Here is a 24,848-nt window from a genome sequence, read left to right as displayed (position 1 = left end):
TGTCCCCTCGCAAGCGAATGGGCCGGTGTCGCCCCCCGACGCCGAAGGCGGCGGGAGGGTGAGGGGGAGCCGGCCGTGCCGTGATCACGATGGCGCCGCCTCGCCGCTTGCGGGCGGCCTCCAGCGCGTCGGCCGGCGGTCGCCGTCGCCGAACCGTCAGCCGGCTCGGCCCTCCGGCACCCGTGGGGTCTTGAACCGCACCCCGCGGCCGCCTTCGCGGCTCACCGCATGATCGCCGATCAGCTCGACACCGGCCCGGTCGAAGGCCTCGACCACCTTGGTCAGCGTGTCGACCACGCCGCGGACGTTGCCCTCGCTGGCCTCCATGCGCTGGATCGTCGGCAGCGACACCCCGGACAGCTCGGCGAGCTGCCGCTGGTCGATGCCGAGCAGGGCGCGGGCGGCGCGCATCTGGGCGGCAGTGATCATGCAGCTTCCTCTGGCATATTTAAGGTATAAGACAGCAGAAATGATGCCTAGTGCACCATTATGAATGTCTCATACCGGTATTCTGATGTCTGCATTGCATCGGGTCCTTCGGCTGCCGGCGGCGGGGCGCCATCCGATCATGCTTCCCCGGCCGAGGGAAGAGCCGGAGCGAGTGACACCGATAAACAGCATATTAGTTTGTGAAAATTATATATGCACGTTTCGCATTTGCGCATTCGGCGGCGGCTCGCCATCTCTCGCGCTCGCCGCGCCGATCCCACTCCGGGACCGGGCATTCGGCCCGAACAGCAGGTTGACGCTTCCCATGTACGCCACATCCTTCCTGGCCATCCGCCTCGCCGATGGAGCGTGCGGGAATTTCCGCGCGGGGGTCGCATGACCTCGATCTTCGACTTCGACTATTTCCTGTCGGCCTTCCCGCTGATCCTGCCCTACCTGCCGGTGACGCTGCTGATCGCCTTCAGCGCCATGGCCTTCGGCCTGGTGATCGGCACCGGCGCGGCGCTGATCCGGATCTACCGCATCCCGGTACTGCGACAGCTGGCAACGCTCTACATCTCTTTCATCCGCGGCACGCCGCTCCTGGTGCAGATCTACCTCGCCTATTACGGCATCCCGAAGCTGCTGCAGTACCTGAACGCCCAGATCGGCACCGATATCGACGCCAACCGGGTGCCGGCGCTGGTCTTCGTCATCTTCAGCTGCGCCGTCAATGTCGGCGCGTACCTGTCGGAGGCGATCCGCTCGGCCCTGCTGTCGATCGACCGCGGCCAGGCCGAAGCCGCCTATTCGATCGGCATGTCGCCGTTCCAGGCGATGCGCCGCATCATCCTGCCCCAGGCGCTGGCCGTGGCGCTGCCCAACCTGGGCAACAGCTTCATCAGCCTGATCAAGGACACCTCGCTGGCCTTCCTGATCGCGGTGGTCGACATCATGGCCGCGGCCAAGATCATCGGCGGTCGGTCGCTGCGCTTCTTCGAGCTCTATCTGGCGGTGGCGGTGATCTACTGGGTGATCTGCATCCTGGTCGAGGTGGCGATGCGGCGCTGGGAGGCATACCTGACGCGCGGCCGCCGGGATATCGCGACATGATCTCGATCCGCGACGTCCGCAAATCCTTCAAGGGCCAGATCGTGGTCGACGGCATCGGCCTCGATGTCGACCGCGGCGGCATCGTCTCGATCCTCGGCCCCTCCGGCTCGGGCAAGTCGACTTTCCTGCGCTGCCTGAACCGGCTGGAGACGCCGGATGACGGCACCATCGACATCGCCGGCGACCGCTACGACCTGCCGCGGCTGGACCGGCGCCGGCTGCAGTCGCTGCGCATGCGCATCGGCATGGTGTTCCAGACCTACAACCTGTTCCGCCACAAGACGGCGATCGAGAACATTCTCGAGGGCCTGCTGGTGGTGAAGCGCCTGAAGCGGCGCGAGGCGCGGGAGATCGCCGAGCATCACCTCGCTTTGATGGGGCTGGCCGACAAGGCGGATGCCTATCCGTCCTCGCTGTCCGGCGGCCAGCAGCAGCGCGTGGCGATCGCCCGCACCTTGGCGATGGCGCCGGAGCTGATCCTGTTCGACGAGCCGACCAGCGCGCTCGACCCCGAGCACACCGGCGAGGTGCTGGAGGCGATCCGCAAGGCGGCGGGGCAGGGCATCCCGATGATCATCGTCACCCACGAGATGGGCTTCGCCCGCGAGATCTCGAGCCAGGTGCTGTTCATCGACGGCGGCCGCGTGATCGAGCAGGGCGACCCGAAATCGCTGTTCGGCAACCCGCAGCAGCAGCGCACGCGGGACTTCCTCAAGAACTACCTGCGGTCCTTCAGCTTCGACATCTGAGGGGCGCCCAATCATGGAGAGAACGATGCGTCATAGTCTGGCCAAGGGCGCCGCGGCGGCCCTGGTTGCCCTGGCCCTGGCGGCGGCCCCGGCGGTCGCGCAGGAGACGGTGCGGGTGGGGACCGAGGGCACCTACGCGCCCTTCACCTACCAGGACGACAGCGGCAAGCTGACCGGTTACGACGTCGAGGTGCTGCGCCTGGTCGAGACCAAGGTGCCGGATCTCAAATTCGAGTTCGTGCCGCAGCCCTGGGACAGCATGTTCCTGGGCCTCGAGGCCGGCAAATACGACGTCGTCGCCAACGAGATCTCGAAGACGCCGGAGCGCGAGGCCAAGTTCCTGTTTTCCGACGTCGCCTACTTCCACAGCGGCTCGGCCATCATCGTCAAGAAGGGCGTCACCGGCATCCACAGCCTGGACGACCTGAAGGGCAAGGTGGTCGGCGCCGGCACGGGCAGCGAGCACACCAAGCTGGTCGAGGACTATCTGGCCGCCCATCCGGGCGCGTTCGAGATTCGCTACTACGACGGCAACGTCACGCCGGTGCTGCTGGACATCGCCGAGGGCCGGATCGACGCCCATGTCAACGACCCGATCGTGGCCAGGGACCACGCCGAGAAGCTGGGCCTGCCGGTCGAGGCCACCGGCGACCTCCTGACCAAGGTCCCGTCCTACTTCGTGTTCCGCAAGGACGCCAAGGGCGAGGCGCTGAAAGCCAAGGTCGACACCGCCCTGACCGCACTGAAGGCCGACGGCTCGCTGGCGAAGCTGTCGCAGCAATGGTTCGGCCAGGACTACACCCAGGACTGACCGGGGCGCTCCCCCTCGATCCTCTACGGCGAGTCCGGCGTCACCTCGTCCCAGCCCTCGTCGGCGGGGAAGGACTGGATCGCGGCGGCCAGCACCTCGGTCCGGTCGCCGAGATCCTTCTCCAGGATCGGCCCGTGATGGCTGACCACGAATGTCATGCGGCCCGTCTCGCCATACTCGGCCGGAACCGCGATCAGCGCGAAGCCGGCGATCATGTTGCCGTTGATGACATAGTCGTAGCGGCCACCGGGCACGCCAGCCTCCTGCCGGGTCAGGATGCGGAAATAATAACCGTGATAGGGATTGCCGGGCCGGCGGCTCTCGAAATAGCTCTGGTCCTCGGACACCAGCGGGCCGATCGGGCTTGGATCGGTCCCGGCCGAATCCGGCCAGTACAGGCCATCCTGCAGGCCGGGTGAACTGACCAGCCTTTGGGCGTATTCCAGCACAGCGTCGCCGTCGCGGTCCTTGGTCGCATAGGCCAGCTGTGCCGGCCCGTAGGCGCGCATCACCGTGATCGCAGACAGCTCGTTGCCGCCGATGCGCCGGGCCAGGATCTCATCGAGGCCGTCCTCGGTGTCGAAGCGCCACGCCCCCTCCGCCCGGGTGATCGGGATGGGGAAGATCCAGCCGGCCGACCCCATCACGATCGTCCGCTGGTCGCCGTCGCCCTCCAGCGTCACGCCCGCCTTGGCGGCCGCGACCACATCGTCCAGACCATCCTTGAAGTCAGCTTCGTCATCGGGGATCAGGTCGTCGCGGTAGCGCGTGCCCAGGATGTGCAGCAGGGCGTCGATATCCCTCGCCTCCAGGGCCTGGACCAACGCCTGACGCGCCGCCTCCGGCGTGTCGAAGAGCTGCGGTCCATCCGCCTCCTGGGCCGCGACAGGCCCCGCCGGCATCGGGAGCAGCACAGCGGCGAGGGCTGCGCAGCAGAGAAGCCCGCTCCAGGAATGCTTCGTCGGTCTCGGCATGGCTGTGCTCCGGGTTGCGGACTCATCGGCGGTGCGGGCGGCCTCCGCCGCGGCTGCGGTTGCCGCTGGACACGCCGCCGAACGGGCGCCCGCCGCCTCCCTGCCGGACGGCCGGGGCCTGGCGCGATCTCTGTGGCCCGATCTGGCTGCGGGCGGGACGGTCGCGCGTCACGGCCGGGCGCTGCCGATCCGGAACCGAGGCGGACCGGCGCGGCAGGTCGAGGCTCTCGCGGCCGCGGCTCGTGGCGCGGCCGGTCTCGCGCCGCGGCTGGACGCCGCCGAACGCGTTGCCGCGGCGGGGCTGGGCATCCCCGACCCGCTGGCGGCCCCCTTCGCGCTGGCGCAGCCCTTCCGCCGCGGCCTGCCGCGACGGGGCCAGGCCCTGGCCCGGCTGGCGGTTTCCGGCCTGCCGCAGCCCGCCGGCGGGGCGCTCCCGCGGCTGCCACTGGCGCTGCACCCCGTCTCCGAGCCGGCCGTGGACGGCCTGGAAGCTCTGCCGGTTGGTGTCGATCCGTGACTGCAGCGCGGTGCGGTCGGTGTTTTTGAGGATGCCGTTGTTGACGAAGTTGTTGAAGTTGACATCGCCGTCGACATTGATGTCCGGGCGCAGGCGGCCGACATCGTCCCAGTCGACACGGTCCCAGTCGATGTCGTCCCAGTCGACGTCATGGACGTCGATGTCGATGTCGTCGTCGTCCCAGTCCAGGCCGTAGCCGATCGCGGTGCCGAACAGCAGCCCCGAGAAGAAGGGCGCCGCGGGCGACTGGTAGCTGAGATAGGGGGTGGCATAGGCGAGCGGCGGGGCCGAGGCGTAGGCCTGGTTCACCACGGTCGTCGACTCATAGGCCGGGACATAGGCGATGTCCGGATCGGTGCTGCGGATGGCGACCGGCTGACCCGGCTCGCGGGTGACCGCGACCTTGTCGTTGGTGGCCAGGTAGCCCGCATCCGCCGCCTCGGAACGGATGGCCTGAATGGCGTCGAGCACGCCGTCCATGTCGTCGGTGACGGCCTGGCCGAGCTGGTTGGTCCAGTCGAGGTCCGAATCCATCAGCCGCAGCGCCTCCGGATAGTTGAGGAGGGCGAGAACCGAAGGATCCTAATCCGGGTCGGGGGTGAGGGACTGGTCCGTCTGGTGCTTGTCGAGATAGCGCGTTGCCTCCACCACATCGAGCGCGGCGGTCGAGGCCGGCAGCACCAGCGACAGCACGTCGTCGGGATAAAGCGCGATGCGGGCCACCAGCACGCGAAGATCCGGCGCCGCCTGGGCTGCGATCGGGGTGGGGGCCACCGTCTGCGCTTCGGCGGGGCGGGGAGCGAAGGACAGGCTCGCCAGAATGGCGAGGGCAGGGACAAGCGAAGGATGCAGCTCAAACCACATTTCGGACTCCTCGAAGGCAGTCCAAATAAAGCGTGTTTTTAGGCGGCCATGAGAGGCCGTGGGGCAAACTTATTCGCTATCGGGGTAATTTTACAGCGGGACGTGCGGGTCAGTCGGGGCCGCCACCCGCAGAGCGGAGAAGCGGCCCCGTGATCCGGCCTTACTGCGCCGCGGGCAGATCCAGCGCCGCGGTCAGGTCGCCCAGCGGCGGGTTGCCGTTTGCGGCGATCCCAGCATCCCGCGCGGCGATGCCCGGCAGTTCGGGCAGGGCAAAGCGGTGGGTGATGAAGCGCAGGATCGAGGTCGTGTCGTAGGGCGTGTGGTCGACGAAGCCCTTCTTCGCGAAGGGCGAGACGATGATCGCCGGGATCCGGTTGCCCGGCCCCCAGCGGTCGCCCTTCGGCGGCGCCACATGGTCCCAGAAGCCGCCATTCTCGTCATAGGTCACGACCACCAGCATGTGCGGCCATTGCGGGCTCTTCTGCAGATGGTCGATCAGCATGGCGAGATGCGCGTCGCCCGAGGCGATGTCGGCGTAGCCGGCATGCTCGTTCAGGTTGCCCTGCGGCTTGTAGAAGGTGACCTGCGGCAGCGTGCCGGAATCGATCGCCTTGACCAGCTCGGCCCCGTCCAGCCCGCCGTCGCGCAAATGCTCCTGCCGGGCCGCGGTGCCGGGCGCGAAATTGGCGAAGTAGTTGAACGGCTGGTGGTGATACTGGAAGGCCGGGACCGGAGTCTGGTTACCGTGGTCCAGCACAGACTGCCAGGCGCCGGAATACCAAGCCCAGCTGATCCGCTTGGCGCTCAAGAGGTCGCCGATGGTGATCTCGGTCTGCGGCGGCAGCGTGGTCGGCGCCATCGGGTCGGCCAGGGCCGGGTCGCCGCCTTCGGCCGGCTGGTTGGCGCTCGGCTGGTAGGGCGGCTGCATCGTGTTCACGGCGAAGAAGTCAGGCGTCAGGTTGCCGTCGGCCACGAATTTCGGGATGCCGTCCATCGCCGATTTCGGCGAGTTCGACGCCAGGGTCAGGCTGACGCCGTCCGGATCGACCACCGCGATCGAGGGCTTGGCCGCGGCTGTGTCGGCGTCCGGGTAGCGGGCGACGCAGGCACAGGCCAGCCAGATGTGGTTCATGAACGAGCCGCCGAAGGCGCCCATGAAGAAGTGGTCGGCCAGCGTGTACTGCTGGGCGATCGTCCACATCGCCATCTTCGAGCCGTCGAGATGGCCCATCACCTCGGCCCCGGCATCGGCCCAGGCGACGAACTTGTCGTTCCTGCCACCATCGATCTGCATCTGGTTCTGATAGAAGCGGTGCCACAGATCGTGGGTGATGGTGCCGAGCGAGACATTGAGGCCCTGCGGGTCGTCCATGGCGAAGGGGGCGTTGGGCAGATGCTCGGTCTGGGCCTGGGTCACCGGCGGGGTCACGCCCTTGGCGGTCAGACCGCCCCAGACCGGCGGCAGCTCCTTCAAGGGCGTGCCGTCGCGGTCGAGCTGGGTCTTCGCGGTGTCCGAGGCGTTCGCCAGCCCGTCGGCGCCCGGGAAGGCGCCGTACAGGTTGTCGAAGCTGCGGTTCTCGGCATAGATCACGACGACCGTGTCGATGGCGCGCAGCGCCTTGGTCCGGGCGGTGTCGGCGCTGCCCGGCGCATCCGCGGCCAGCAATGGCGGCGCGATCAGCCCGGCGGCGCCGGCCGCGAGGGCGGTGGCGATCAGTTTGTGCATGCGGCTTCTCTCTGGCTCCCGGTGCAATGCCCGGTGGCTTGTTCCCCTTCCGCGCGCCAGCACTCGCGCGAAGCGGGCTGTCGCTCAAGTGAAATTTTTTCGGCATAGAGAGGGGCTGCGGGCCGGGTCCGGCGTCGCGTCACGCAGATCACGGGTGGCCGGAATGGCGTTGCGAACGGGTCGCTGGTGGGCGATGGGGGGCGGTCTGGCCGCGATGGTTCTGACCGTCTCCGCCGCCACCGCCGGCTCTCACCCGGAGGGCGGCCTACCGCGGGCCGAGGTGCGCCGCCAGGCGGAGGCGCTGACCGCGCTGGGCCGCGCCATGTTCGTCGACCCGTCGCTCTCGGCCTCGGGCAAGCTCTCCTGCAGTTCCTGCCACGACCCGCGGCAGGGCTTCGGCCCGCCGAACGCACTGTCGGTGCAGATGGGCGGGGCCGACATGGGCAAGCCCGGAGTCCGGGCGGTGCCGTCGCTGACCTATCTCCAGGCCGTGCCGCCCTTCACCGAGCATTTCTTCGACTCGGAGGATGATTCGGACGAGAGCGTCGACAACGGCCCGACCGGCGGCCTCACCTGGGACGGGCGGGTCGACCGCGGCGCCGACCAGGCGGCGATCCCGCTGCTCTCCGATTTCGAGATGGGCAGTGCCGGCCCCGACGAGGTCGTCACCAAGGCGCTCGCCGCCGGCTATGGCGGCGCGCTGCGCCGGATCTACGGCGACGACGTGCTGCAGGACCGCAAGGCGGTGTATGCCGGCATCCTCAAGGCCTTCGAGGTCTATGAGCAGGACGCCGCCAGCTTCTACCCCTACACCAGCAAATACGACGCTTGGCTGGCCGGGCAGGCGACGCTGACGCCGCAGGAGGCACGCGGCCTCGACCTGTTCAACGACCCGGCCAAGGGCAACTGCGCCGAATGCCATATCAGCCAGCGCGGCAATGACGGCACCCCGCCGCAGTTCAGCGACTACGGCCAGATCGCCATCGCCTTGCCCCGGAACATGCAGATCCCGGCCAATGCCGACCCGGCCTATGTCGATCTCGGCGTCTGCGGGCCGCAGCGCACCGACCTGAAGGATCATCCGGAATATTGCGGCCTGTTCCGCACCCCCAGCCTGCGCAACGTGGCGCTGCGCCAGACCTTCTTCCACAACGGCGTGTTCCACAGCCTGCGCGACGCCGTGGCGTTCTATGTGACCCGGGAGACCGATCCCGGCCGCTGGTATCCGCGCAACCCGGACGGCAGCGTGCGGCTTTACGACGACCTGCCGCCGCAGTATTGGGCGAACATCAACCGCGACCCGCCCTTCGACCGGCATCTCGGCGACGCGCCGGCCCTGACCGATGCCGAGATCGACGACGTTGTCGCCTTCCTGAAGACCCTGACCGACGGCTATCAGCCGCATTCCTGAGCGGAGAGCGCGACACTCCGCCGCGCGGTCGATTGCTTCGCTTCGGACTGCGCCCATATCAGCGGCGGAAGGGGGGATGCCCGCGGCAGCGGGCCCGACCGGAGAGTTGCGATGACACCCCAGGAACGCGAGCTGCTGACCAACCTGGTCGCCCGGCTCAAGCAGGCCCCGCCGGCCGAAAAGGACGAGGAGGCCGTGGCGATGATCCGGGACCTGGTCCGCGACCTGCCCGACGCGCCCTATCTGCTGGCCCAGACGGTGCTGATCCAGGACTACGCCCTGCACCAGGCCCAGTCCCGGATCGCCGAGCTGGAGCGCCAGGCCCAGCCGCAGCGCAGCGCCGGCGGCGGCAGCTTCCTCGGCGCCATCTTCGGCAGCGCCGCGCCCTCGCGCCCGCAGCCGGCGCCGCAGCCGCAGCCGCAAGCCTATACCCAGGCACCGCCGAACTATGCCCAGGCTCAGCCTGGCCCCTGGGGCGGCGGCGGGCCCTTTGCCCAGTCCTCCGGCCCGTCCTTCCTGCGCAGCGCCGCTGCCACCGCGGCTGGTGTCGCCGGCGGCGCGCTGCTGTTCCAGGGCATCGAATCCCTGTTCGGGATGGGCCATGGCGGGCTCGGCGGCTTCGGCGGCGCGGCCCCCGGCCTGACCGAGACGGTGGTCAACAACTACTACGGTGACGCCGCCCCCGGCGCCGACAACCCCGACCTGCGCGACGCCGACGCCGTGCCTGCGGACGACCAGGGTGTCCAGGACGCCGACTATCAGGACGACGGCAGCCAGGATTTCGGCGGCGACGATTTCGGCGGTGGCGGCGACGACACGGTGGGCGTCTGAGCGCAGCGTAGATTGGGTTCGCGAAAGCGAACCCAACAGTGAGATGCCGGATGGATGTTGGGTTCGCCAGGGCGAACCCAACCTACGCCTCGGCCAGGATCTCCTCAAGCCGATCCAGCAGGGGGCGCTGGCCTTCCAGGATCTTGTGGCGGGCGGTCGGCAGGTCGAACCATTCGGCCCGGTCGACCTCCGGGAAGGACTGGATCCGGCCGCTCTTCGGCGGCCATTCCAGCTGGAACTCGCTGCTGCGGATCCCGCTGACGTCGAGGTCGCCGGTGACGGCGAAGGCGGTGACCGCCTTGCCGCCGCGCTGGCGGATCCGGCCGAGCGGCAGCAGCGGCCCCTCGGGCGCCGTGCCCAGTTCCTCGGCGAATTCGCGCCTTGCCGTGGCCTCGAAGTCCTCGCCGGGCTCCGGCTCGCCCTTCGGGATCGACCAGGCGCCCAGGTCCTTGCCGCGCCAGAACGGCCCGCCCGGATGCACCAGCAGGACGAACCTCTGTCCGTCCACGCGCTTGTACATCAGGATTCCGACACTCTCGGCGGGCATGGCACCTCTCTCAGGCGACGGCTTCCTCGAGAAGATAGCGCTCCAGCCGGTCGAGGCAGCCGCTCCAGCCCTCATGGTGGCGGTCGCGGGCCGGCTCGTCGAAGAACTGCTCATGGGTCAGGATCAGCACGGTGCCGTCCCCGTCCGGCCGGAAGGTCAGCGTCACCTGCGACTCCCGCTCCGGCATGGTCCGCCAGGCCCAGCTGAACACCAGCTTCTCGTTCGGCATCACCTCCTTGTACACGCCGGCGACGTCATGGCGCTCGCCGTCCGGGGTGGAGAAGGCGACGTGATAGCGGCCGCCGGTGCGCGGGTCGGCCTCGGCGCTGATGGTCTCGGCGCCCGCCGGCCCGAACCAGCGCATCATTTTTTCCGGCTCGATCCAGGCCCCGTAGACCTTGGCGGGAGGGGCGGCGAGGCGGCGCCGGATGCTGAGGCTGGGCTTGGTGAGCACGAGTCCTCCTCGACGAAGGCGGCCAGGCGGTCGAGCTGTTCGGACCAGAAGCGCTGGTAGCGGGCCAGCCAGTCCATCGCCTGCTCCATCGGTGCCGCGGACAGGCGGCAGGTCACGGTGCGCCCGGTCTTGGTCCGCGTGATCAGCCCGGCGTCGGACAGCACGTCGAGATGCTTCATCACCGCCGGCAGCGACATGGTGAAGGGCCGGGCCAGCTCGCTGACCGAGACATCGTGCTCCTCGCCCAGCCGGGCGATCAGCGCCCGGCGGGTCGGGTCGGCCAGGGCGGCGAAGGTGCGGTCGAGAGCGGGCTCTTGATAGTTAACCATCAAGTGAACTTTGCGTTTGCGGGAGCAGGCTGTCAAGCCATATGCGACGACATGGGGGGTGGGGTCCAGAATGCCAGACGTTTAGGGATCGGGCGGCCCTACCGCACCCAGCGCCGGAAGCCCAGCCGCTCGACCAGCACCACCGCGCCGAAGGCGACCAACCCCATCGCCGCGGCGACGAAGACGGCGGCGAACAGGCGGTCGGCCTGGTAGTTGAAAGTGGCCTGGATGATCAGCGCGCCCAGGCCGGCATTCGACCCGATCCATTCGCCGACGATGGCGCCGATGACGCTGCCGGTGGCGGCGATGCGCAGCGTCGTGAACAGCATCGGCAGCGACCGCGGCGCGCGCAGCCGCCAGAAGGTCTCCCAGCCGCTGGCCGACAGCACCCGCATCAGCTCGTGCTCATTCGGGGTCGCCAGGGTCAGGCCGCGCACCATGGCGATCAGGGTCGGGAAGAAGCAGATCACCGCCGCGATCACGATCTTCGGCAGCAGGCCCAGCCCGAACATCAGGATGAAGATCGGCGCCAGGGCCAGCACCGGGATGGTGTTGAGGAACAGCACGATCGGGAAATAGGCGGCGCGGACCGGCCGGCTGTAGGTGAACAGGATCGCCAGCAGGACCGCGACGGCATTGCCCAGCAGGAAGCCCAGCACCGCCTCCAGCGCCGTCGGCCAGGCATTGGCCAGCAGCAGCGCCCGGTCGGTCCAGAGCTTGCCGAACACCGCGGCCGGGGTCGGCACGATGTAGGCCGGCACGCCCAGCGCCGGCACCACGAACTGCCAGACCAGCAGGATCGACAGCACTCCCAGCGCCGGCCACAGGATGTCGGAGGGGCGGGTCATGTCCGGGGTTCCGGCTCTTGCTGAGCAAGCCCCCTCCCCCTAGCCCCCTCCCGCGAGGGGAGGGGGGACAAAAATGGGGTGCTGCTGAGAGCTGCTTGAGACGAGAAAAAGCAAGTCCCCCCTCCCCCTGCGGGAGGGGGGCAGGGGGAGGGGGTTCCCGAAGCCAGAGCCGGTTCCACCATCATGCCGCGCCTCCAGATCCCGCCGCCAGCAGCCGGCGCAGATGGGAGGCGACGGTTGTGACCTCCGGCGCGTCGCGGTCGCAGCGGCCCTCGGCATCCTTCAGCGGCCGCAGGTCGACGATCTCCAGCACCCGGCCGGGATGGGCGGCCAGCACCAGCACCTGCTGGCCCAGATACACCGCCTCGGCGATGCTGTGTGTGACGAAGACCACGGTGGTGCCGGTGCGCCGCCACAGCGCCAGCAGCTCGTCGTTCAGCCGGTCGCGGGTGATCTCGTCGAGCGCGCCGAAGGGCTCGTCCATCAAGAGGATGCGCGGCCGGGACAGCAGGGCGCGGGCGATCGCCACGCGCTGGCGCTGGCCGCCCGACAGCTGGTCCGGCATCCGTTCCGCCAGCCCGCCGAGGCCGAGCAGGGCCAGCAGGTCGTCGGTCGCCAGCCCGTCGGGGCGGGCGGCCCGGCCGCGGCCGACCTGCAGCGGCAGCTCGATATTGGCGCGCACGCTGCGCCAGGGCAGCAGGGTCGGGTCCTGGAACACGAAGCCGATGTCGCGGCGCGCCCGGGCCGCGTGCGGCGGGCCGCCCAGCACCGCGATCTCACCGTCCAGCGGCGCCAGCAGGTCGGCCACCACCCGCAGCAGGGTCGACTTGCCGCAGCCCGACGGGCCGAGGATGGTCAGGAAGCCGCCCTGCGGCACGTCGAGGTCGACACCGTCCAGCACCGGCACCGGCACCGGCACCGCGCCGGCGCCGGGCCCGGTCGCCGGATAGCCGATGGCGAGGCCCCGGCAGCGGATCGCGGTGCTCTCCACCCGTCCGGTCACCCCAGCTTCGGCCGGTCGGCTTCGGTCATCTCCAGGATCGCGCTCGACCAGCACTCCTCCGGCTTCGGCGCGCTGCCCTGGAACTGGCCGATCGAGTCATAGATCCGCACCTGCTCGGCGATCGCCGCCGGGTCGAACCAGCCCCAGCCCTTCGCCTTGGTATTGGCGTCGAAGCTCAGCTTAAGCACCAGCCCGACGGTCGCCTGCTCGGTCTCGCGGTCCAGCTGCGGATAGGCGTCGACGGTCAGGTCCACCGCATCCTTCGGATGCGCATGGGTCCAGGCCCAGCCCCTGGCCACGGCGCGCAGGAACTTGGCCAGCACCTTGGCATTCTCCGCCAGCGCCTGGTCGGTGGCGAAATAGACATTGGAGTAGGAGGGCAGGCCGGTGTCCTTCATCATCAGGTCGATCCGGTCCGGCCCGATCACCGACAGCGCCTTGGTGTTGGTGATCCAGCCGGTGACGGCGTCGACCTGGCCGGCCATCAGCGGCGTCATGTCGAAGCCGATATTGGTGATGTCCATCTCCGACGGGTCGATCTTGTTCTGCGCCAGGATCGCGTCCAGCACGAAGCGGGCGGTCGGCTGGATGCCGATGCGCTTGCCGATCATGTCCTTGACGCTGCGGATCGGCGCTTTGGGCAGGGAGTAGAAGGCGAAGGGGCCGGAGCGGTAGCCGCAGGCGATGATCTTCACCGGCACGCCGGACCCGCGGGCCAGCAGCAGCTGCGCGGAATCGGAGAACTGGCCCAGCGCCGCCTGGCCGGTGACGACCGGCGGCACGGTGGCGGAGTTCGGGCCGCCGGGCGAGAACTCGACCTCCAGCCCCTCGGCCTGGAACAGGCCCTGCTTCAGCGCCACCACGTCGCCGAACTGGCCGTTGCTGATCAGCCAGTCGTATTTGATCACGACCTTGGCGGCCTCGGCCCGGCCCTCCGGGATCTTGAGCGCGATGCCGGCGCCGAAGGCGGCGATGCCGGCCAGGACGGTGCGGCGGTCGAAGGCGGTCATGCTGTCCTCCGTCAAGCGGCCGGGCCTTCGACGTCGCCCACCGGGCCGCCGTCGAGCCAGGCATAGATCTCCCACAGATTGTCGTCCGGGTCGGTGAAATAGGCGCAGCGCGCATTCCACGCATAGTCGGCGGGCGGGCGGGTGAACGGCACGCCGAGCGTGCTGAGCTCGAGATAGACCGCATCCACCGCCGCCGGCGAGGGCAGCTCGGCCGCGGCGCAGGCCTTGTGTACCTGCGGCGGCGCGCGCCGGCCGGACACGCCGGTATGCTCGGCGATGTGGCCGATCTCCCACAGCGCCAGGGTCAGCCCGGCGCCCTTGAAATCGGCGAAGCCCGGCGCGCGGCGGCGCAGCTTGAAGCCCAGCTTGTCGATGTAGAAGGCGGCCGCCCGCTCGACATCCTCGACCAGGAAGCAGATGTCGGTGATCGGATGGGCCTGGGCGAAGGGCATGGCGGTCTCCGGACGGTCTCGCCCCGATCATGGCGCCGCCGGCCGCCGCCCTTCTTTCGCAATCCTGCGCTTTCGTTGCCGGAACTTGCTACCCCTCCGCCCGGTAGCGCGCCGGGGTGGTGCCAGTGGCGCGGCGGAAGGCGGTGGAGAAATGCGCCTGGCTGGCGAAGCCGGCGCGGTAGGCGATCTCGGCCAGCGCGAGGTCGGACCGCGCCAGCAGCGCCTTGGCCCGCTCGACCCGCCGCGCCAGCACGAACTGATGCGGCGCCCGGCCGGTCGCGGCCTTGAAGGCGCGGCTGAAATGGAACGGGCTGAGCCGGGCGATGGCGGCCAGCTCGGCCAGGCTCAGATCGCCATCCTCCAGCGCGTCCTCGACATGCTCCAGCACCCGGCGCAGCCGGTCCGGCGACAGCGCGTCGGGCCGCTCCGGCCGCAGCGCCGGGCGGTGCGACAGCAGGCGCAGGGTGCAAGCGGCGAAGGACAGGCCCAGCTGCTCCGCCAGCAGCGGGTCGGCCGCCTCCGGCCGCCGCGCCAGCTCGGCCAGCGCGAGGGCGACATGGATGGTGACCGGGTCGGCGGCGACCAGCATCTCGCCATCCTCGAACTCGGCCGGGCCGATCTCGCGGCCGATCCGGCGATAGGCCGCAGGCGGCTGGAAGATCGAGATGTAGTCCGCGCCGTCGCCGTCGACGAACAGCGGCAGCCCAGCCGGCTGCACCCCCAGCGTCCAGGGCGGCCGCGCCACCCGCCGCGTCGGGCCGTCGCCGATCCGGAAGGCATAGCGCCCATGGCCTGTGCGGTTCAGCGACAGGCGATGCAGCGCGCCGCGCGACTCCATCCGCCCGGCGTCGCTGCGGTAGCATTCGACCATGATGTCCGGCCGCGCCGCCGCCGCGTAGTCGTGCAGCGCCGGCCGGCTGATGGCGAAGACCGAAGGGTCGAGACCGTCCATCCCATGCTCTCCCTGCCTGTCCGGTCCGCAGCTCTCGCGGCCAATGTCCCGATGCCGTTCCTGCTCCGAAACGACGCAAGCAGCATGCCAGACGGGGCGGGCAGGGCCATCGGCTCGCCCGCTGCCGGCTCAGCCGGATTTCGCCGCAAGCTGCCGGCGGTATTCGGCACCGGCAGGCCGCCGACGCCTGGGCATTCCGGCGTTGGGTGCAAAGCCCGACCCTACGCCACCGCCTCGATCCGCACCTCGCGGCTCTTGGCGCCCTCGGCGACGAGTTCCAGCAGCCGCGCGCCCTCCTCGGTCACCGCCGCGGCCTCCCGCTTCGACAGCGGCTCGAAGGCTTCGATCCGCAGCACCGCGGCGCCGCGCGCCTGGGTCGCCTTCCAGCGGCCTTGGACACGGCCGTCCACCAGCAGCACCGGCGGCATGAAGTTGCCATAGACCAGCGGGCGATATCTCTCGGCAATGACATGCTCGCGCTCGGCGTGGGACAGCAGCAGGTTGTCGTATTCCGGCAGGAAGCGCGGCGGCGCCGGCACGTCCGGGCCGGGGCGCGCCGCGTCGGGCAGGTCGAACAGCTCGCGGCCGTTCTCGTCGCTGAAAGTCACCAGCTTCGGCCGCAGCGCGTCGACCGCGCTTTGCAGCCGGGTCAGCCCCGACCAGGTCTGCATGTCCTGCACGCTGGCCGGGCCGAAGGCGGCCAGGTAGCGCAGCAGCATCGGCTCCGGCGCCGTGTCGGTGCCCAGCGGCTGCCGCAGCCAGGCCTCGGCCGTGGTGCACAGCGGCAGCCCGCCGATGCCCCAAAGCCCGCGCGGTGGCACCTGCACCAGGGGCGCCAGGTTGCGCATGGCGTAGGACAGGGACTTGGCGTCCCGGTCCGGCCACTGCTTCTGCAGCAGCCGGCCCATCTCCTCGACCGTGCGCGGCTGGTCGACCAGCAGGCGGCGTCCGGCCGCCACCACCGCCTCCAGATCCAGCCCGGCGAGCTGCTTGCCGTAGGGCGTGCCGGTCATCAGCAGCCGTTCCTGCAGCGCCTGCAGCACCGGGCGCAGCGCCCGGCAGTCGCGGGCGGTGACGAGGTGGATGGTCGACCGCATCAGGGCGATGCGCACCGCCTTGCGGTCGCGGATCAGCCCGGCCAAGTCCTCCAGCCCGAAGCGCTCGACCCGGCTCCACAGCCCGACATAAGGGGCGGTGGGGGATTGCGACTGCATCCCGACCAGCCGCTCGATCGCCTCGGCCGCGGTCACCTTCCAGCGCTGCAGCAACCCCTGCCGGGCCAGCAGCGCCCGGTTGCGGCCGCGCCGGTCCAGCACCGCCGCATCCCCCTTCGCCATGCATCCCCCGATCCCACGAATTCGGGGGCCAGCCTGTCCCGGATCGGCGGCAGGACACAAGCGCGGCGTCCGGCCCGATCCGTCTCGGGGCTTGCATCCGGCCCCGCATGGCGTCGACAATTGGGGGACTATCCCGCCCGATACCCATGGAGGCCGCGATGGCCCTCGGACCGGACGACTGGGAAGTGCCCGTCCGGGCGCAGCCCGACCCCGACGACTATGCCTTCGACCTCGACCGGGCGCTCGACGCCGTGGTCGGCCTGACCGCGCGCGTCCCGCCCGACGCCTTCACCGCCGGCACGCTGGGCACCGAGCGGTCCGGCAACGGCGTGGTGATCCGCGACGACGGCATCGTGCTGACCATCGGCTACCTGATCACCGAGGCCGAGGAGGTCTGGCTCACCACCAACAACGGCCGGGTCGTGCCCGGCCATGTGCTGGGCTACGACCAGGCGACCGGCTTTGGCCTGGTCCAGGCGCTGGGGCCGCTCGGCGTGCGCGCGCTCAGGCCCGGCTACGCCCGCGACGCCGAGCCCGGCACCGAGGTGGTGATCGCCGGCGCCGGCGGCCGCCGCCGGTCGCTGGCCGGGCGGATCGTCGCCCGCCAGGAGTTCGCGGGATATTGGGAATACGTGCTGGACGACGCCATCTTCACCGCGCCGGCCCATCCGCATTGGGGCGGCACCGCGGTGATCGGCCCGGCCGGCGACCTGCTCGGCATCGGCTCGCTGCAGATCCAGCACCAGGCGGAGGGTGGCCGGATGCTGCCGCTGAACATGGTGGTGCCGATCGACATCTTGCAGCCGATCTTCGACGACCTGGCCACGCTCGGCCGCGCCGACCAGCCGCCGCGCCCCTGGCTCGGCCTGTTCGCGACCGAGGATGAGGGCCGGGTGGTGGTGGTAGGCTTCGCCGGCAACGGCCCGGCCAAGCGGGCGGAGCTGCGCGAGGGCGATGCCGTGCTGGCGGTGGACGGCGAGGCGGTCACCGACCTGGCCGGCTTCTTCCGCGCCGTCTGGGCGCTGGGCGAGGCCGGGGTCGAGGTGCCGCTGACGCTCGACCGCGAGGGCGACGTGTTCGACGTCAGCATCCGCTCGGCCGACCGCGCCCGCGTGCTCAAATCGGCGAAGCTGCATTAGGGACGGGGATGCGGCCCGGCGACCCGGTCCTGGCCAAGCGTGCCGGCCTCTATCGCGAGGCCCGGCCGGCGCCGGAGCTGGCGCCGCATCTGCTGTGCCGCTGGGTTCATGTGATCCCGCAGGGGCCGGCCCTGCCGGTTGCGGTGGTGCCGGATGGCTGCGTCGATCTGCTCTGGGTGGGCGACCGGCTGATGGTGGCCGGGCCGGACCTGACCGCGGCGCATCCCGTGCTGCCGCCCGGCGATCCGGTGGTCGCCGTCCGCTTCCGGCCCGGCGCCGCGCTGCGCTGGCTCGGCCTGCCGATGTCGGAGATCACCGGCCGGCAGTTGGACCTGCAGGAGTTCGGCCGGCCCTGGGCGCGCGGCCTCGACGACCGCATCGGCGAGGCGCGGACGATGGCGGAGCGGATGGCGCGGCTCGAGGCCGGGCTGGCCCGTGTGGCGCCGGAGATCGGCCCGCCGGCGCCGGAGATGACGCTGGCCTTCCGCTGGCTCGGACGCGGCGCGGAGGCGGCCGGGCTGGCGGCGCTGCGCGACCGGCTCGGCATCAGCGAGCGCAGCCTCCGGCGGCGCTGCCACGAGGCCTTCGGCTACGGCCCCAAGACGCTCGACCGGATCCTGCGCTTCCAGCGTTTCCTGCGGCTGGCGGCGGACGGGGAGGAGCCGGGACTGTCGGCCCTGGCGGCCGCAGCCGGCTACGCCGACCAGGCGCATCTGACGCGTGAGGCGCGACGCCTGTCCGGCCTGACCCCGGCCGCCATCCTCGGCCAGCTCACCGTCGGCGCAGAAGACGAACGCGCGGCCGCCTGACTGGCCGTTCCGTTCAAGACGGCCCGCGCCGGCCATGCCACGCTCGCGACCGAACCAAAGAGAGGAGGAGGCCCATGGCCAGCCCCGGCAACGATCGCCGCATCGACTACATCGAGTTCGCCGTCGCCGACATTCCGCGGTCGCGCGACTTCTACGGCCGCGCTTTCGGCTGGAGCTTCACCGATTATGGCCCGAGCTATTGCGAGTTCGACGACGGCCGGCTGAAGGGCGGCTTCGCCCAGGGCAGTCCGGCCAAGGGCGGCGGCCCGCTGGTGATCCTCTATGCCGAGGACCTCGCCGCCGTGCAGGAGCGGCTGGAGCAGGCGGGCGGCCGCGTCGTCAAGCCGATCTACAGCTTCCCCGGCGGCCGGCGCTTCCATTTCCAGGATCCGGACGGCTACGAGCTCGCCGTCTGGTCCGACCGGTAGCACGAAAAGAGGGAAGGGGGCCGAGGCCCCCTCCCGGTCGTCCTTGGTTCACAACGATCTTAGTTGACGACGATCTCGACCCGCCGGTTCTGCGGCTCGCGCACGCCGTCGGCGGTCGGCACCAGCGGATCGGCCTCGCCGACGCCGCGGGTCACGATCTCGCTGTCGGCGACGCCGTCGGAGACCAGCTCGCGGCGGACCGCCTCGGCGCGGCGCACCGACAAGGCCTGGTTGTACTTGTCCGAGCCCGAGCGGTCGGTGTGGCCGGTGACGTCGATCCGCGTGCTCTTGCCCTGCAGCGCATCGCTGGCGGCCGAGCCCACGATCTGCTTGGCCTCAGGCGTCAGCTTCGAGCTGTCGAAGTCGAAGAACACCAGGTAGCTGCGGGCCTGGGTGACCTGCTGGACCTGCTCCACAGGCGGCGGCGCTTCCTCGGCGCCGAAGGTGTAGCGCAGGCCGAGCAGGACGGTGTGGTTGTTGTCGTCGTCCGACTTGATCCGGACGCCGTTGTCCTTGAACACCGGCCCGGTGTTGCCGAGGTAGCGGTATTCGACGGTCGCGGCCATGTTCGGCGCGAAGTTGTAGGCCACGCCGGCGATGCCCTGATAGGCGAACTGCGCCTTGGTCGAGCTGAAGTAGTTGCCCGGGCCGCTCGGGTTGAAATCGGCATTGACCAGCGCCAGGCCGACGCCGGCGCCGATATAGGGCACGAACGGCGACCCGAAATCGAAGTCGTAATAGCCGTTCGCCATCAGGCCGTAGGTGGTCTGGTGGTTGTTGCCGTCGTGGCTGTTCTCCCGGATGCTGGCCTCCAGGTCGGTGCGGAAGCCGTTGCCGAAGCCGTAGCCGACATAGAGGTTGCCGGCCGGCCCGACATCATAGTCGTCCTTGTTCAGGCCGTTGCCCTGGAGGAAGTTGGCGCCCGCTCCGGCACCGACATAAAGGCCGCTCACCTGCTGCGCCATGGCCGGCGTCGCGGCCAGCAGCGCCGCTGCCCCCGCGGCGAAGACGATGCGTCTGGTCATTCCTGACTCCACGAATTTCGCTAAGATTTCAGTCTCGAATCTCGTCCCAGGATCGGACGATACAGAGGCATACGTTCTTGAATGTATGCCAAAATGGCGCGCAGCGGCATTGTCGCACCTTGAACCGTCATCGATCCATCACACCCGGCGGCAGGAAAAGCAGCGAAAGCCAAGTGGAGGGCCGACTTCGCGGCTCCGCGAAGGGCCGTGGCAATCGTGCAACGCCGGTTCCGGATCGCTCGCCGGCGCCTCGCCGCGCCGCAGGGACGCCGTGCGGCGGGACGATGAGGCGGATCGACTCCGCCTCAGGCCGGCCGCCGCCGTCAGCGTTGGCGTGTCATTTGGCCTGGCTCCGAAGCTCCGTCAGCGAATGGAAGCGGCCGGCGAAGCCGAGTACGGCTTCCCCTCGATGCATCACCATGACGGCTCGACCGCGGCCGGCCGTGCGCAGGGACGCGTCGTCGTCGGGCTCATCGTTCGGACAGGTGCGACTGGCGACGGCCACGTCCGTGGCCTCCGTCAGCTCGACCCCGCCCCGGCCGATGGCCGCCGACCTCCAGGGCACGATCCAGCGCTGGAACACATCGGGGGGAGCGGAGGTGGTCCGGCCCCCGCTGCGCAGCTGCAGCACTTCGTCGGCGTCGGTCACCACCTGGGCGAAGATCTCGCCGCGCCTGACCTGCGGGTTGGCCAGCGGCCGCTCCCCGGCGGGGCCGCGCGCGACCAACTGCACGCGGTCGATGCCGGCCAGGGCTGCGGCCGTGATCGTCCATTCGCGCAAGGGTGGCCTGCCCAGCAGGATATCCGGCGGATCGACCAGCCAGTCCAGATTGAGGATGCCCATGCCCCAGGGATCGCTGATCGCCATACAGGTGCTGATGATCTCGGCCTGGACGGCGATCGGATCTGCCGGAGCCGCGGGCCGGACGGGCACGACGCCGAGGTCGACCCAGCGCACGCCCATATTCGTGACGATGAAGCCGGAGGCCCAGGTGCCCGGCGGCCGCAGCCCTCCATCCCCCGGCAGCGGAACGTCGAAGACGACATGAGCGATCTGGTTGCCCGCCCCGAAGCCCGACCAGCTGACGCGCGGCACCCAGATCTTGTCCGGATCGGCCGTGGGGTTGGCGCGAAACGCCAGGCTGTAGAACCGGTCGGCGCAGAAGATGTGCACGGTCGGGGGCGTGAAATTCGTCTCCAGCCGGCGCGTGTTGCAATTGACCTCGCTGGTCCAGTGCGCCTCCTCCAGCGTGAAATGGGCGACCGGCGGCGGATAGACGGTGACGGCGCCGGTCGCCTCCACCCCGGCGCCGGTCAAGGCGTAGTGATCGAGCGTTGCCCGGAAGAGGTTGGTCACCGGCTCCGGCATCGGACGGTTCTGGCGCAGCACGATATGGCGCTCGCCGCGCTCGACCTCCTCCTGGCCGGCCGGCGGCTTCAGCTTCTCCAGGATGGCTGCGGAGACCTCGTCCTCGACGACTTCGATCGCTCCCCCCGACACCGTGGTGATCACGTCGTGGGCCGCCCAGCTGATCGTGGTGAGAACCTCGATCCGATCCAGGACGGCGTTCAGATTGAGGCGCGTTGCGGCATAGACCGTGAACGGCACGTCGATGTCGGCCGGCAACCTGTCCACCGCCACCAGATCGACCGAGGCGTAGGCCGTGGTCGAGGCGGCATCCCAGTGCCCGACGGCGCGCGAGCTGATCTCGATCGGATCGCTCGATCCCTGCACCACGCCGTCGGCGGCATGATTCATCTCCTCCGCCAGCTGGTCCGCGAACACCTGGCCTTCGAGGAACAATCCCCAGTCTGCCCCGCCCAGCCGGTTCACCGCGGGTGCGACCAGCCACCCGCCGGTCGGGGTGAAGAGCCTGACCGCGACGACGCCGTCGCCGGCAGCCAGCGTGATCGTCTCGATCGGCATGCCGAGGCCGGCGAGCGATATCGTCTGCGGCGGCGTGATGACGGGGATGAACTCGCCATTGATCTCGAGCCGGGCGATCGAGCATCTCAGCCCGGCCGGTGGAGCGCCGCCGATGCGCAGCCAGACGGCACAGGGAATCGGGAAGGTCTGTGGCACCTGCAGAGAGCCAGCTGTCTTGGCCGCCTCATAGCTGGTCAGGTGAACCGAGAAGGGGACCTGCACGGCGACTTCGCCCTCGGAGAACAGGACCTCGTCGTCGCGGGCCCATCTGACCGCTCCGGTCTCGATGCGATCGATGAAGGAGCCTGCCGGCGCACGCGAGAACAGGGCGGCGGGGGGATCGGTGCGCAGAACCTGCGCCGCGATGATGTCGAAGAACACCTTCTCGCGAAACTGGATCTCGATGACCGCCATCTGAATATCCTTTCGCAATGTGGCCGTGTCGGCGCCGTTCGGACTCCGGTGCGGCTCGTCATGGCCGCCGCGCCGGCCGGATGAGGTCCGCAGGCGCCGGTGTCGCCGGTGGCAGGGAGCGCGGCCCCGGCATGAGTTCGGACCATGATCCGCCTCCTGGCCCGGGCCTGTCGTCATATGAACGGATGAGGTCGGCCCGATGCCGGTGCCGTGGTCCCGTGTTCAGCGCCGCGGCGGCGGGGCGGTGCTGGCGCGGACGATCAGGCGGTAGGGCACCTCGACGCCGCGCTTCGGCCCGGCGACTCCCTCCAGCCTTTCGGCCAGCAGGCGCATCGCCTCGAAGCCCAGCCGCCGGCTCGGCTGGTCGATGGTGGTCAGCGGCGGGTCGGTGACGGCGGCGAAATAGATGTTGTCGAAGCCGACGATCGAGATGTCCTCGGGCACCCGCAGCCGCGCCTGCTTGATGGTGCGGATCGCGCCCATGGCGATCTCGTCGCTGCCGCAGAACACGGCGGTCGGCGGTTCGGACAGCGCCAGCAGCTCCGCCATCTCCTCCGCCCCGGTGGCGATCGAGAAGGTGCCGTAGCGCACCAGCTCGGGCCGCAGCTCGAGGCCGGCCTCGGCCAGCGCGTCGGCATAGCCGTTGAAGCGCTTCGGCGTCGCCGTGGTCGCGGCGGTGCCGCCGATATGGCCGATGCGGCGGTGACCCAGCCCGATCAGGTGGCGCGTCGCCTCCCGCCCGCCGGCCCGGTTGTCGATCTCGACCACCGGCACGCCCGGGGCGGCGACCGGCTCGATCACCGCCACCAGGCGCTGCTGCAGCGCCGGGGCCTTCAGCGGCTCCGGCATCCGGCCGCCCAGCAGCAGCATGCCGTCGACCGCGCCGGTCAGCAGCTGGCGGGCATGCTCCTCCGCCCGCGCCGGGTCGCCGGCGGTGTTGCCGATCAGCACGTGGAACCCGGCCGCCACCGCCGCCTCCTCGGCCCCCAGCAGCACCGAGGCGTGGAACGGGTTGGCGATGTTCGGCACCATCACGAACACCTGCCGCGCCTGCTGCAGGCGCAGGCTGCGGGCCATGCGGTTGACGACATAGCCGGTGTCGCGCACCGCCGCCTCGATCCGCTCCCGCGTCTCGCCGGTCACCCGCGGCGACCCGGCCAGGGCCCGGCTGACCGTCGCCACCGACACGCCGGCGATGCGGGCGATGTCGGCCATGCGCGGCCGCCCGTCCTCGGGCGCCGGCGGCAGGCTGCGGCTGCGGCTCACCGCGCGGTCTCGGAATCCTGGATCATGCCACGACGATGCCCCGGAATCGCGGTGCGGGCCAAGGGGTGCGATCGGCCGGTCCGGGTGCATTGCGAATTGACAGCGGGCGCATTCCCCGGTTCACTTGTAACCAATTGGTTACTTCTCGGGCGGGGACCAACCCGTCCGGATCATCGGCAACCAGGCAGGGGAGGGTGCGATGTCGGCTGCGATCGGGCGCAGATCCGTATTGGCCGGGGCGTTGGGCGTGGCGGGGGCGGCGGCGCTGCCGGCCGCCCTGCGGGCCGACTCGGCGCGGCTGCGCGTCGTCTGGTGGGGCAATGACGACCGCACCCGCCGCACGCTCGAGGTGCTGAAGCTGTACCAGGCCAAGGCGCAGGGCGCCGAGCTGGTGGGCGAGGTCAGCAATGCCGAATACTTCCCCAAGCTCGCCACCCAGCTGGTCGGGCGCAGCGCCCCGGACATCTTCCAGCTCGAGCCCGGCAGCTTCGCCGATTTCGTCCAGCGCGGCGCCACGCTGCCGCTCGACGATTTCATGCCGCAGCCGATCGACACCGCCGGAATCGGCCGCGACCTGCTCGATCTCTGCGCCCTCGACGGCAAGGTCTGGGCTATCCCGCACGGCCTGAACTCCTTCGCCCTGATGTACGACACCGCCGTGTTCAAGGCGGCCGGCATCGCCCCGCCCGACGACAAGACCAGCTGGGACGACTATGCCGACCGGATGGCCGAGCTGACCAAGGCGGCGGGCCGCGACCAGTACTGGGGCTCCTGCGACGCCAGCGGCTACGGCTTCGCCTTCCAGGTCTGGCTGCGGCAGCGTGGCGCCGACCTGTTCACCGCCGACCGGGCGCTCGGCTTCAACCAGGACCACGCCGCCGAGTGGTTCAGCTACTGGGACAAGATGCGCACGCGCGGCAGCTGCGTGCCGGCCGACATCGCGGCGCTCAGCCCGGATTCGACCATCACCCAGATGCCGCTGATCCAGGGCAGGGCGGCGACCAGCCTCGCCTTCTCCAACCAGATCGTCGGCATGCAGTCCGCCACCACCGCGCCGCTGGCCCTGACCATGTATCCGAACGGCGGCCCCGGGGCGAAGCCGGGGCAGTTCTACCGGCCGGCCTCGTGCTGGTCGATCTATGCCCGGTGCAAGGCGCCGGAGGCGGCGGCCGGCTTCATCGCCTTCTTCCTCAGCGACCCCGAGGCCGCCAAGGTGCTGGGGGTGGAGCGCGGCGTGCCGATGGCCCCGGCGACGCGCGAGCTGATCCTGCCGACGCTCAAGCCGGTGGAGCGTGCCACGGTCGACTACGTCAACTTCATCGCCGACAAGGTCGGCCCCTATCCGCCGCCGCCGCCCAAGGGGTCGCAGCAGTTCGGCCGGGTGCTGAAGCGGGTGGCGGACACGGTCGCCTTCGGCACCGCCTCGATCACCGACGGCGCCGCACAGCTGATCGCCGACGCCCGCGCCATGCTCTGAGAGGCT

Annotated in this window: 24 protein-coding genes and 1 pseudogene; 9 read left to right on the top strand and 16 right to left on the bottom strand. The window is 70.1% G+C overall.

The genetic code is table 11. The features are described from left to right. Window positions 1-156 precede the first annotated feature (156 nt). Window positions 157-429: a helix-turn-helix domain-containing protein gene (locus AAHM41_RS10230; protein ID WP_138892077.1), complete on the bottom strand. Its 273-nt coding sequence runs from the start codon at window positions 427-429 to the stop codon at window positions 157-159. A gap of 396 nt (window positions 430-825) precedes the next feature. Here AAHM41_RS10230 and AAHM41_RS10225 point away from each other — a divergent pair, with 396 nt between their 5' ends. Genes AAHM41_RS10225 through AAHM41_RS10215 form a run of 3 tightly spaced genes read left to right on the top strand, consistent with a single transcriptional unit; the run spans window position 826 to window position 3,102 of the window. Continuing rightward, the gene (locus AAHM41_RS10225) at window positions 826-1,542 is read left to right on the top strand and encodes an amino acid ABC transporter permease (protein WP_342236430.1); all 717 of its coding nucleotides are present in this window, start codon (window positions 826-828) and stop codon (window positions 1,540-1,542) included. Next, a complete protein-coding gene (locus AAHM41_RS10220) occupies window positions 1,539-2,291 on the top strand; it encodes an amino acid ABC transporter ATP-binding protein (RefSeq protein WP_342236429.1) in 753 nt (250 codons plus the stop codon). Before AAHM41_RS10225 ends, AAHM41_RS10220 begins: the two co-directional genes overlap by 4 nt. A gap of 25 nt (window positions 2,292-2,316) precedes the next feature. Next, entirely contained in the window at window positions 2,317-3,102 is a 786-nt protein-coding gene (locus AAHM41_RS10215) for a transporter substrate-binding domain-containing protein (protein WP_342236428.1), read from the top strand. Between the two features lie 23 nt (window positions 3,103-3,125). Here AAHM41_RS10215 and AAHM41_RS10210 read toward each other — a convergent pair whose 3' ends face one another. The 3 genes and pseudogenes from AAHM41_RS10210 to AAHM41_RS10200 form a co-directional block, all read right to left on the bottom strand. Next, window positions 3,126-4,076 carry a DUF2950 domain-containing protein gene (locus tag AAHM41_RS10210; RefSeq protein WP_342236427.1) on the bottom strand — a complete coding sequence of 317 codons (951 nt, stop codon included), beginning with the start codon at window positions 4,074-4,076 and terminating at the stop codon, window positions 3,126-3,128. A 22-nt stretch (window positions 4,077-4,098) separates the two neighbouring features. Beyond that, window positions 4,099-5,457, bottom strand: a pseudogene (locus AAHM41_RS10205) (DUF3300 domain-containing protein). A gap of 160 nt (window positions 5,458-5,617) precedes the next feature. Beyond that, the gene (locus tag AAHM41_RS10200) at window positions 5,618-7,183 is read right to left on the bottom strand and encodes an acid phosphatase (protein ID WP_342236426.1); all 1,566 of its coding nucleotides are present in this window, start codon (window positions 7,181-7,183) and stop codon (window positions 5,618-5,620) included. 163 nt (window positions 7,184-7,346) lie between these two features. Here AAHM41_RS10200 and AAHM41_RS10195 point away from each other — a divergent pair, with 163 nt between their 5' ends. After that, window positions 7,347-8,594, top strand: a complete 1,248-nt coding sequence (locus AAHM41_RS10195; RefSeq protein WP_342236425.1) for a cytochrome-c peroxidase — start codon at window positions 7,347-7,349, stop codon at window positions 8,592-8,594. A 111-nt stretch (window positions 8,595-8,705) separates the two neighbouring features. Then, on the top strand, window positions 8,706-9,425 hold the full coding sequence (locus AAHM41_RS10190) for a DUF2076 domain-containing protein (RefSeq protein ID WP_342236424.1): 720 nt from the start codon (window positions 8,706-8,708) through the stop codon (window positions 9,423-9,425). Window positions 9,426-9,507: 82 nt separating this feature from the next. On the opposite strand, the gene AAHM41_RS10185 is transcribed toward AAHM41_RS10190, so the two are convergent. The 9 genes from AAHM41_RS10185 to AAHM41_RS10145 form a co-directional block, all read right to left on the bottom strand. Next, the gene (locus AAHM41_RS10185; RefSeq protein WP_342236423.1) at window positions 9,508-9,972 is read right to left on the bottom strand and encodes an NUDIX domain-containing protein; all 465 of its coding nucleotides are present in this window, start codon (window positions 9,970-9,972) and stop codon (window positions 9,508-9,510) included. 10 nt (window positions 9,973-9,982) lie between these two features. Continuing rightward, window positions 9,983-10,426: an SRPBCC family protein gene (locus AAHM41_RS10180; protein WP_342236422.1), complete on the bottom strand. Its 444-nt coding sequence runs from the start codon at window positions 10,424-10,426 to the stop codon at window positions 9,983-9,985. Beyond that, the gene (locus AAHM41_RS10175; protein ID WP_342236421.1) at window positions 10,336-10,755 is read right to left on the bottom strand and encodes an ArsR/SmtB family transcription factor; all 420 of its coding nucleotides are present in this window, start codon (window positions 10,753-10,755) and stop codon (window positions 10,336-10,338) included. The genes AAHM41_RS10180 and AAHM41_RS10175 overlap by 91 nt, the downstream gene beginning before the upstream one ends. Window positions 10,756-10,853: 98 nt before the next feature. Beyond that, entirely contained in the window at window positions 10,854-11,603 is a 750-nt protein-coding gene (locus AAHM41_RS10170; protein WP_342236420.1) for an ABC transporter permease, read from the bottom strand. A gap of 181 nt (window positions 11,604-11,784) precedes the next feature. Continuing rightward, entirely contained in the window at window positions 11,785-12,606 is an 822-nt protein-coding gene (locus AAHM41_RS10165; RefSeq protein WP_342236419.1) for an ABC transporter ATP-binding protein, read from the bottom strand. Then, window positions 12,603-13,616 carry an ABC transporter substrate-binding protein gene (locus AAHM41_RS10160; protein ID WP_342236418.1) on the bottom strand — a complete coding sequence of 338 codons (1,014 nt, stop codon included), beginning with the start codon at window positions 13,614-13,616 and terminating at the stop codon, window positions 12,603-12,605. The genes AAHM41_RS10165 and AAHM41_RS10160 overlap by 4 nt, the downstream gene beginning before the upstream one ends. A gap of 11 nt (window positions 13,617-13,627) precedes the next feature. Beyond that, window positions 13,628-14,068 carry a VOC family protein gene (locus tag AAHM41_RS10155; RefSeq protein ID WP_342236417.1) on the bottom strand — a complete coding sequence of 147 codons (441 nt, stop codon included), beginning with the start codon at window positions 14,066-14,068 and terminating at the stop codon, window positions 13,628-13,630. Window positions 14,069-14,156: 88 nt separating this feature from the next. Next, a complete protein-coding gene (locus AAHM41_RS10150) occupies window positions 14,157-15,020 on the bottom strand; it encodes an AraC family transcriptional regulator (RefSeq protein ID WP_342236416.1) in 864 nt (287 codons plus the stop codon). 221 nt (window positions 15,021-15,241) lie between these two features. Continuing rightward, window positions 15,242-16,357, bottom strand: coding sequence for a winged helix DNA-binding domain-containing protein (locus AAHM41_RS10145; RefSeq protein ID WP_342236415.1), 1,116 nt, complete (start codon window positions 16,355-16,357; stop codon window positions 15,242-15,244). Between the two features lie 158 nt (window positions 16,358-16,515). Here AAHM41_RS10145 and AAHM41_RS10140 point away from each other — a divergent pair, with 158 nt between their 5' ends. The 3 genes from AAHM41_RS10140 to AAHM41_RS10130 all read left to right on the top strand — a co-directional run bounded on the left by AAHM41_RS10140 (window position 16,516) and on the right by AAHM41_RS10130 (window position 18,733). Then, the gene (locus AAHM41_RS10140) at window positions 16,516-17,496 is read left to right on the top strand and encodes a S1C family serine protease (protein ID WP_342236414.1); all 981 of its coding nucleotides are present in this window, start codon (window positions 16,516-16,518) and stop codon (window positions 17,494-17,496) included. An 8-nt stretch (window positions 17,497-17,504) separates the two neighbouring features. Further along, complete coding sequence (locus AAHM41_RS10135; protein WP_342236413.1) at window positions 17,505-18,305, top strand: helix-turn-helix domain-containing protein; 801 nt, start codon at window positions 17,505-17,507, stop codon at window positions 18,303-18,305. 74 nt (window positions 18,306-18,379) lie between these two features. Continuing rightward, a complete protein-coding gene (locus AAHM41_RS10130) occupies window positions 18,380-18,733 on the top strand; it encodes a VOC family protein (RefSeq protein WP_342236412.1) in 354 nt (117 codons plus the stop codon). A gap of 59 nt (window positions 18,734-18,792) precedes the next feature. On the opposite strand, the gene AAHM41_RS10125 is transcribed toward AAHM41_RS10130, so the two are convergent. The 3 genes from AAHM41_RS10125 to AAHM41_RS10115 all read right to left on the bottom strand — a co-directional run bounded on the left by AAHM41_RS10125 (window position 18,793) and on the right by AAHM41_RS10115 (window position 23,365). Then, complete coding sequence (locus AAHM41_RS10125) at window positions 18,793-19,758, bottom strand: OmpA family protein (RefSeq protein WP_342236411.1); 966 nt, start codon at window positions 19,756-19,758, stop codon at window positions 18,793-18,795. A 337-nt stretch (window positions 19,759-20,095) separates the two neighbouring features. Continuing rightward, on the bottom strand, window positions 20,096-22,099 hold the full coding sequence (locus tag AAHM41_RS10120; RefSeq protein ID WP_342236410.1) for a hypothetical protein: 2,004 nt from the start codon (window positions 22,097-22,099) through the stop codon (window positions 20,096-20,098). A gap of 222 nt (window positions 22,100-22,321) precedes the next feature. Next, complete coding sequence (locus AAHM41_RS10115; protein WP_342236409.1) at window positions 22,322-23,365, bottom strand: LacI family DNA-binding transcriptional regulator; 1,044 nt, start codon at window positions 23,363-23,365, stop codon at window positions 22,322-22,324. Window positions 23,366-23,564: 199 nt separating this feature from the next. Here AAHM41_RS10115 and AAHM41_RS10110 point away from each other — a divergent pair, with 199 nt between their 5' ends. Next, the gene (locus tag AAHM41_RS10110; protein ID WP_342236408.1) at window positions 23,565-24,842 is read left to right on the top strand and encodes an ABC transporter substrate-binding protein; all 1,278 of its coding nucleotides are present in this window, start codon (window positions 23,565-23,567) and stop codon (window positions 24,840-24,842) included. Window positions 24,843-24,848 lie beyond the last annotated feature (6 nt).

The sequence above is a fragment of the Inquilinus sp. OTU3971 genome (assembly GCF_038440215.1).
The sequence above is the reverse complement of the archived record's forward strand: the minus strand, read 5'-3'. Positions and strand labels throughout refer to the sequence as shown.

Coding starts and splice junctions, on each gene's coding strand:
- AAHM41_RS10145 (WP_342236415.1), bottom strand. CDS start 16,357: ATGGCGAAGGGGGATGCGGCGGTGCTGGACCGGCGCGGCCGCAACCGG.
- AAHM41_RS10215 (WP_342236428.1), top strand. CDS start 2,317: ATGCGTCATAGTCTGGCCAAGGGCGCCGCGGCGGCCCTGGTTGCCCTG.
- AAHM41_RS10230 (WP_138892077.1), bottom strand. CDS start 429: ATGATCACTGCCGCCCAGATGCGCGCCGCCCGCGCCCTGCTCGGCATC.
- AAHM41_RS10120 (WP_342236410.1), bottom strand. CDS start 22,099: ATGGCGGTCATCGAGATCCAGTTTCGCGAGAAGGTGTTCTTCGACATC.
- AAHM41_RS10140 (WP_342236414.1), top strand. CDS start 16,516: ATGGCCCTCGGACCGGACGACTGGGAAGTGCCCGTCCGGGCGCAGCCC.
- AAHM41_RS10210 (WP_342236427.1), bottom strand. CDS start 4,076: ATGCCGAGACCGACGAAGCATTCCTGGAGCGGGCTTCTCTGCTGCGCA.
- AAHM41_RS10170 (WP_342236420.1), bottom strand. CDS start 11,603: ATGACCCGCCCCTCCGACATCCTGTGGCCGGCGCTGGGAGTGCTGTCG.
- AAHM41_RS10185 (WP_342236423.1), bottom strand. CDS start 9,972: ATGCCCGCCGAGAGTGTCGGAATCCTGATGTACAAGCGCGTGGACGGA.
- AAHM41_RS10225 (WP_342236430.1), top strand. CDS start 826: ATGACCTCGATCTTCGACTTCGACTATTTCCTGTCGGCCTTCCCGCTG.
- AAHM41_RS10195 (WP_342236425.1), top strand. CDS start 7,347: ATGGCGTTGCGAACGGGTCGCTGGTGGGCGATGGGGGGCGGTCTGGCC.
- AAHM41_RS10125 (WP_342236411.1), bottom strand. CDS start 19,758: ATGACCAGACGCATCGTCTTCGCCGCGGGGGCAGCGGCGCTGCTGGCC.
- AAHM41_RS10150 (WP_342236416.1), bottom strand. CDS start 15,020: ATGGACGGTCTCGACCCTTCGGTCTTCGCCATCAGCCGGCCGGCGCTG.
- AAHM41_RS10175 (WP_342236421.1), bottom strand. CDS start 10,755: ATGGTTAACTATCAAGAGCCCGCTCTCGACCGCACCTTCGCCGCCCTG.
- AAHM41_RS10220 (WP_342236429.1), top strand. CDS start 1,539: ATGATCTCGATCCGCGACGTCCGCAAATCCTTCAAGGGCCAGATCGTG.
- AAHM41_RS10135 (WP_342236413.1), top strand. CDS start 17,505: ATGCGGCCCGGCGACCCGGTCCTGGCCAAGCGTGCCGGCCTCTATCGC.
- AAHM41_RS10110 (WP_342236408.1), top strand. CDS start 23,565: ATGTCGGCTGCGATCGGGCGCAGATCCGTATTGGCCGGGGCGTTGGGC.
- AAHM41_RS10155 (WP_342236417.1), bottom strand. CDS start 14,068: ATGCCCTTCGCCCAGGCCCATCCGATCACCGACATCTGCTTCCTGGTC.
- AAHM41_RS10200 (WP_342236426.1), bottom strand. CDS start 7,183: ATGCACAAACTGATCGCCACCGCCCTCGCGGCCGGCGCCGCCGGGCTG.
- AAHM41_RS10190 (WP_342236424.1), top strand. CDS start 8,706: ATGACACCCCAGGAACGCGAGCTGCTGACCAACCTGGTCGCCCGGCTC.
- AAHM41_RS10160 (WP_342236418.1), bottom strand. CDS start 13,616: ATGACCGCCTTCGACCGCCGCACCGTCCTGGCCGGCATCGCCGCCTTC.
- AAHM41_RS10130 (WP_342236412.1), top strand. CDS start 18,380: ATGGCCAGCCCCGGCAACGATCGCCGCATCGACTACATCGAGTTCGCC.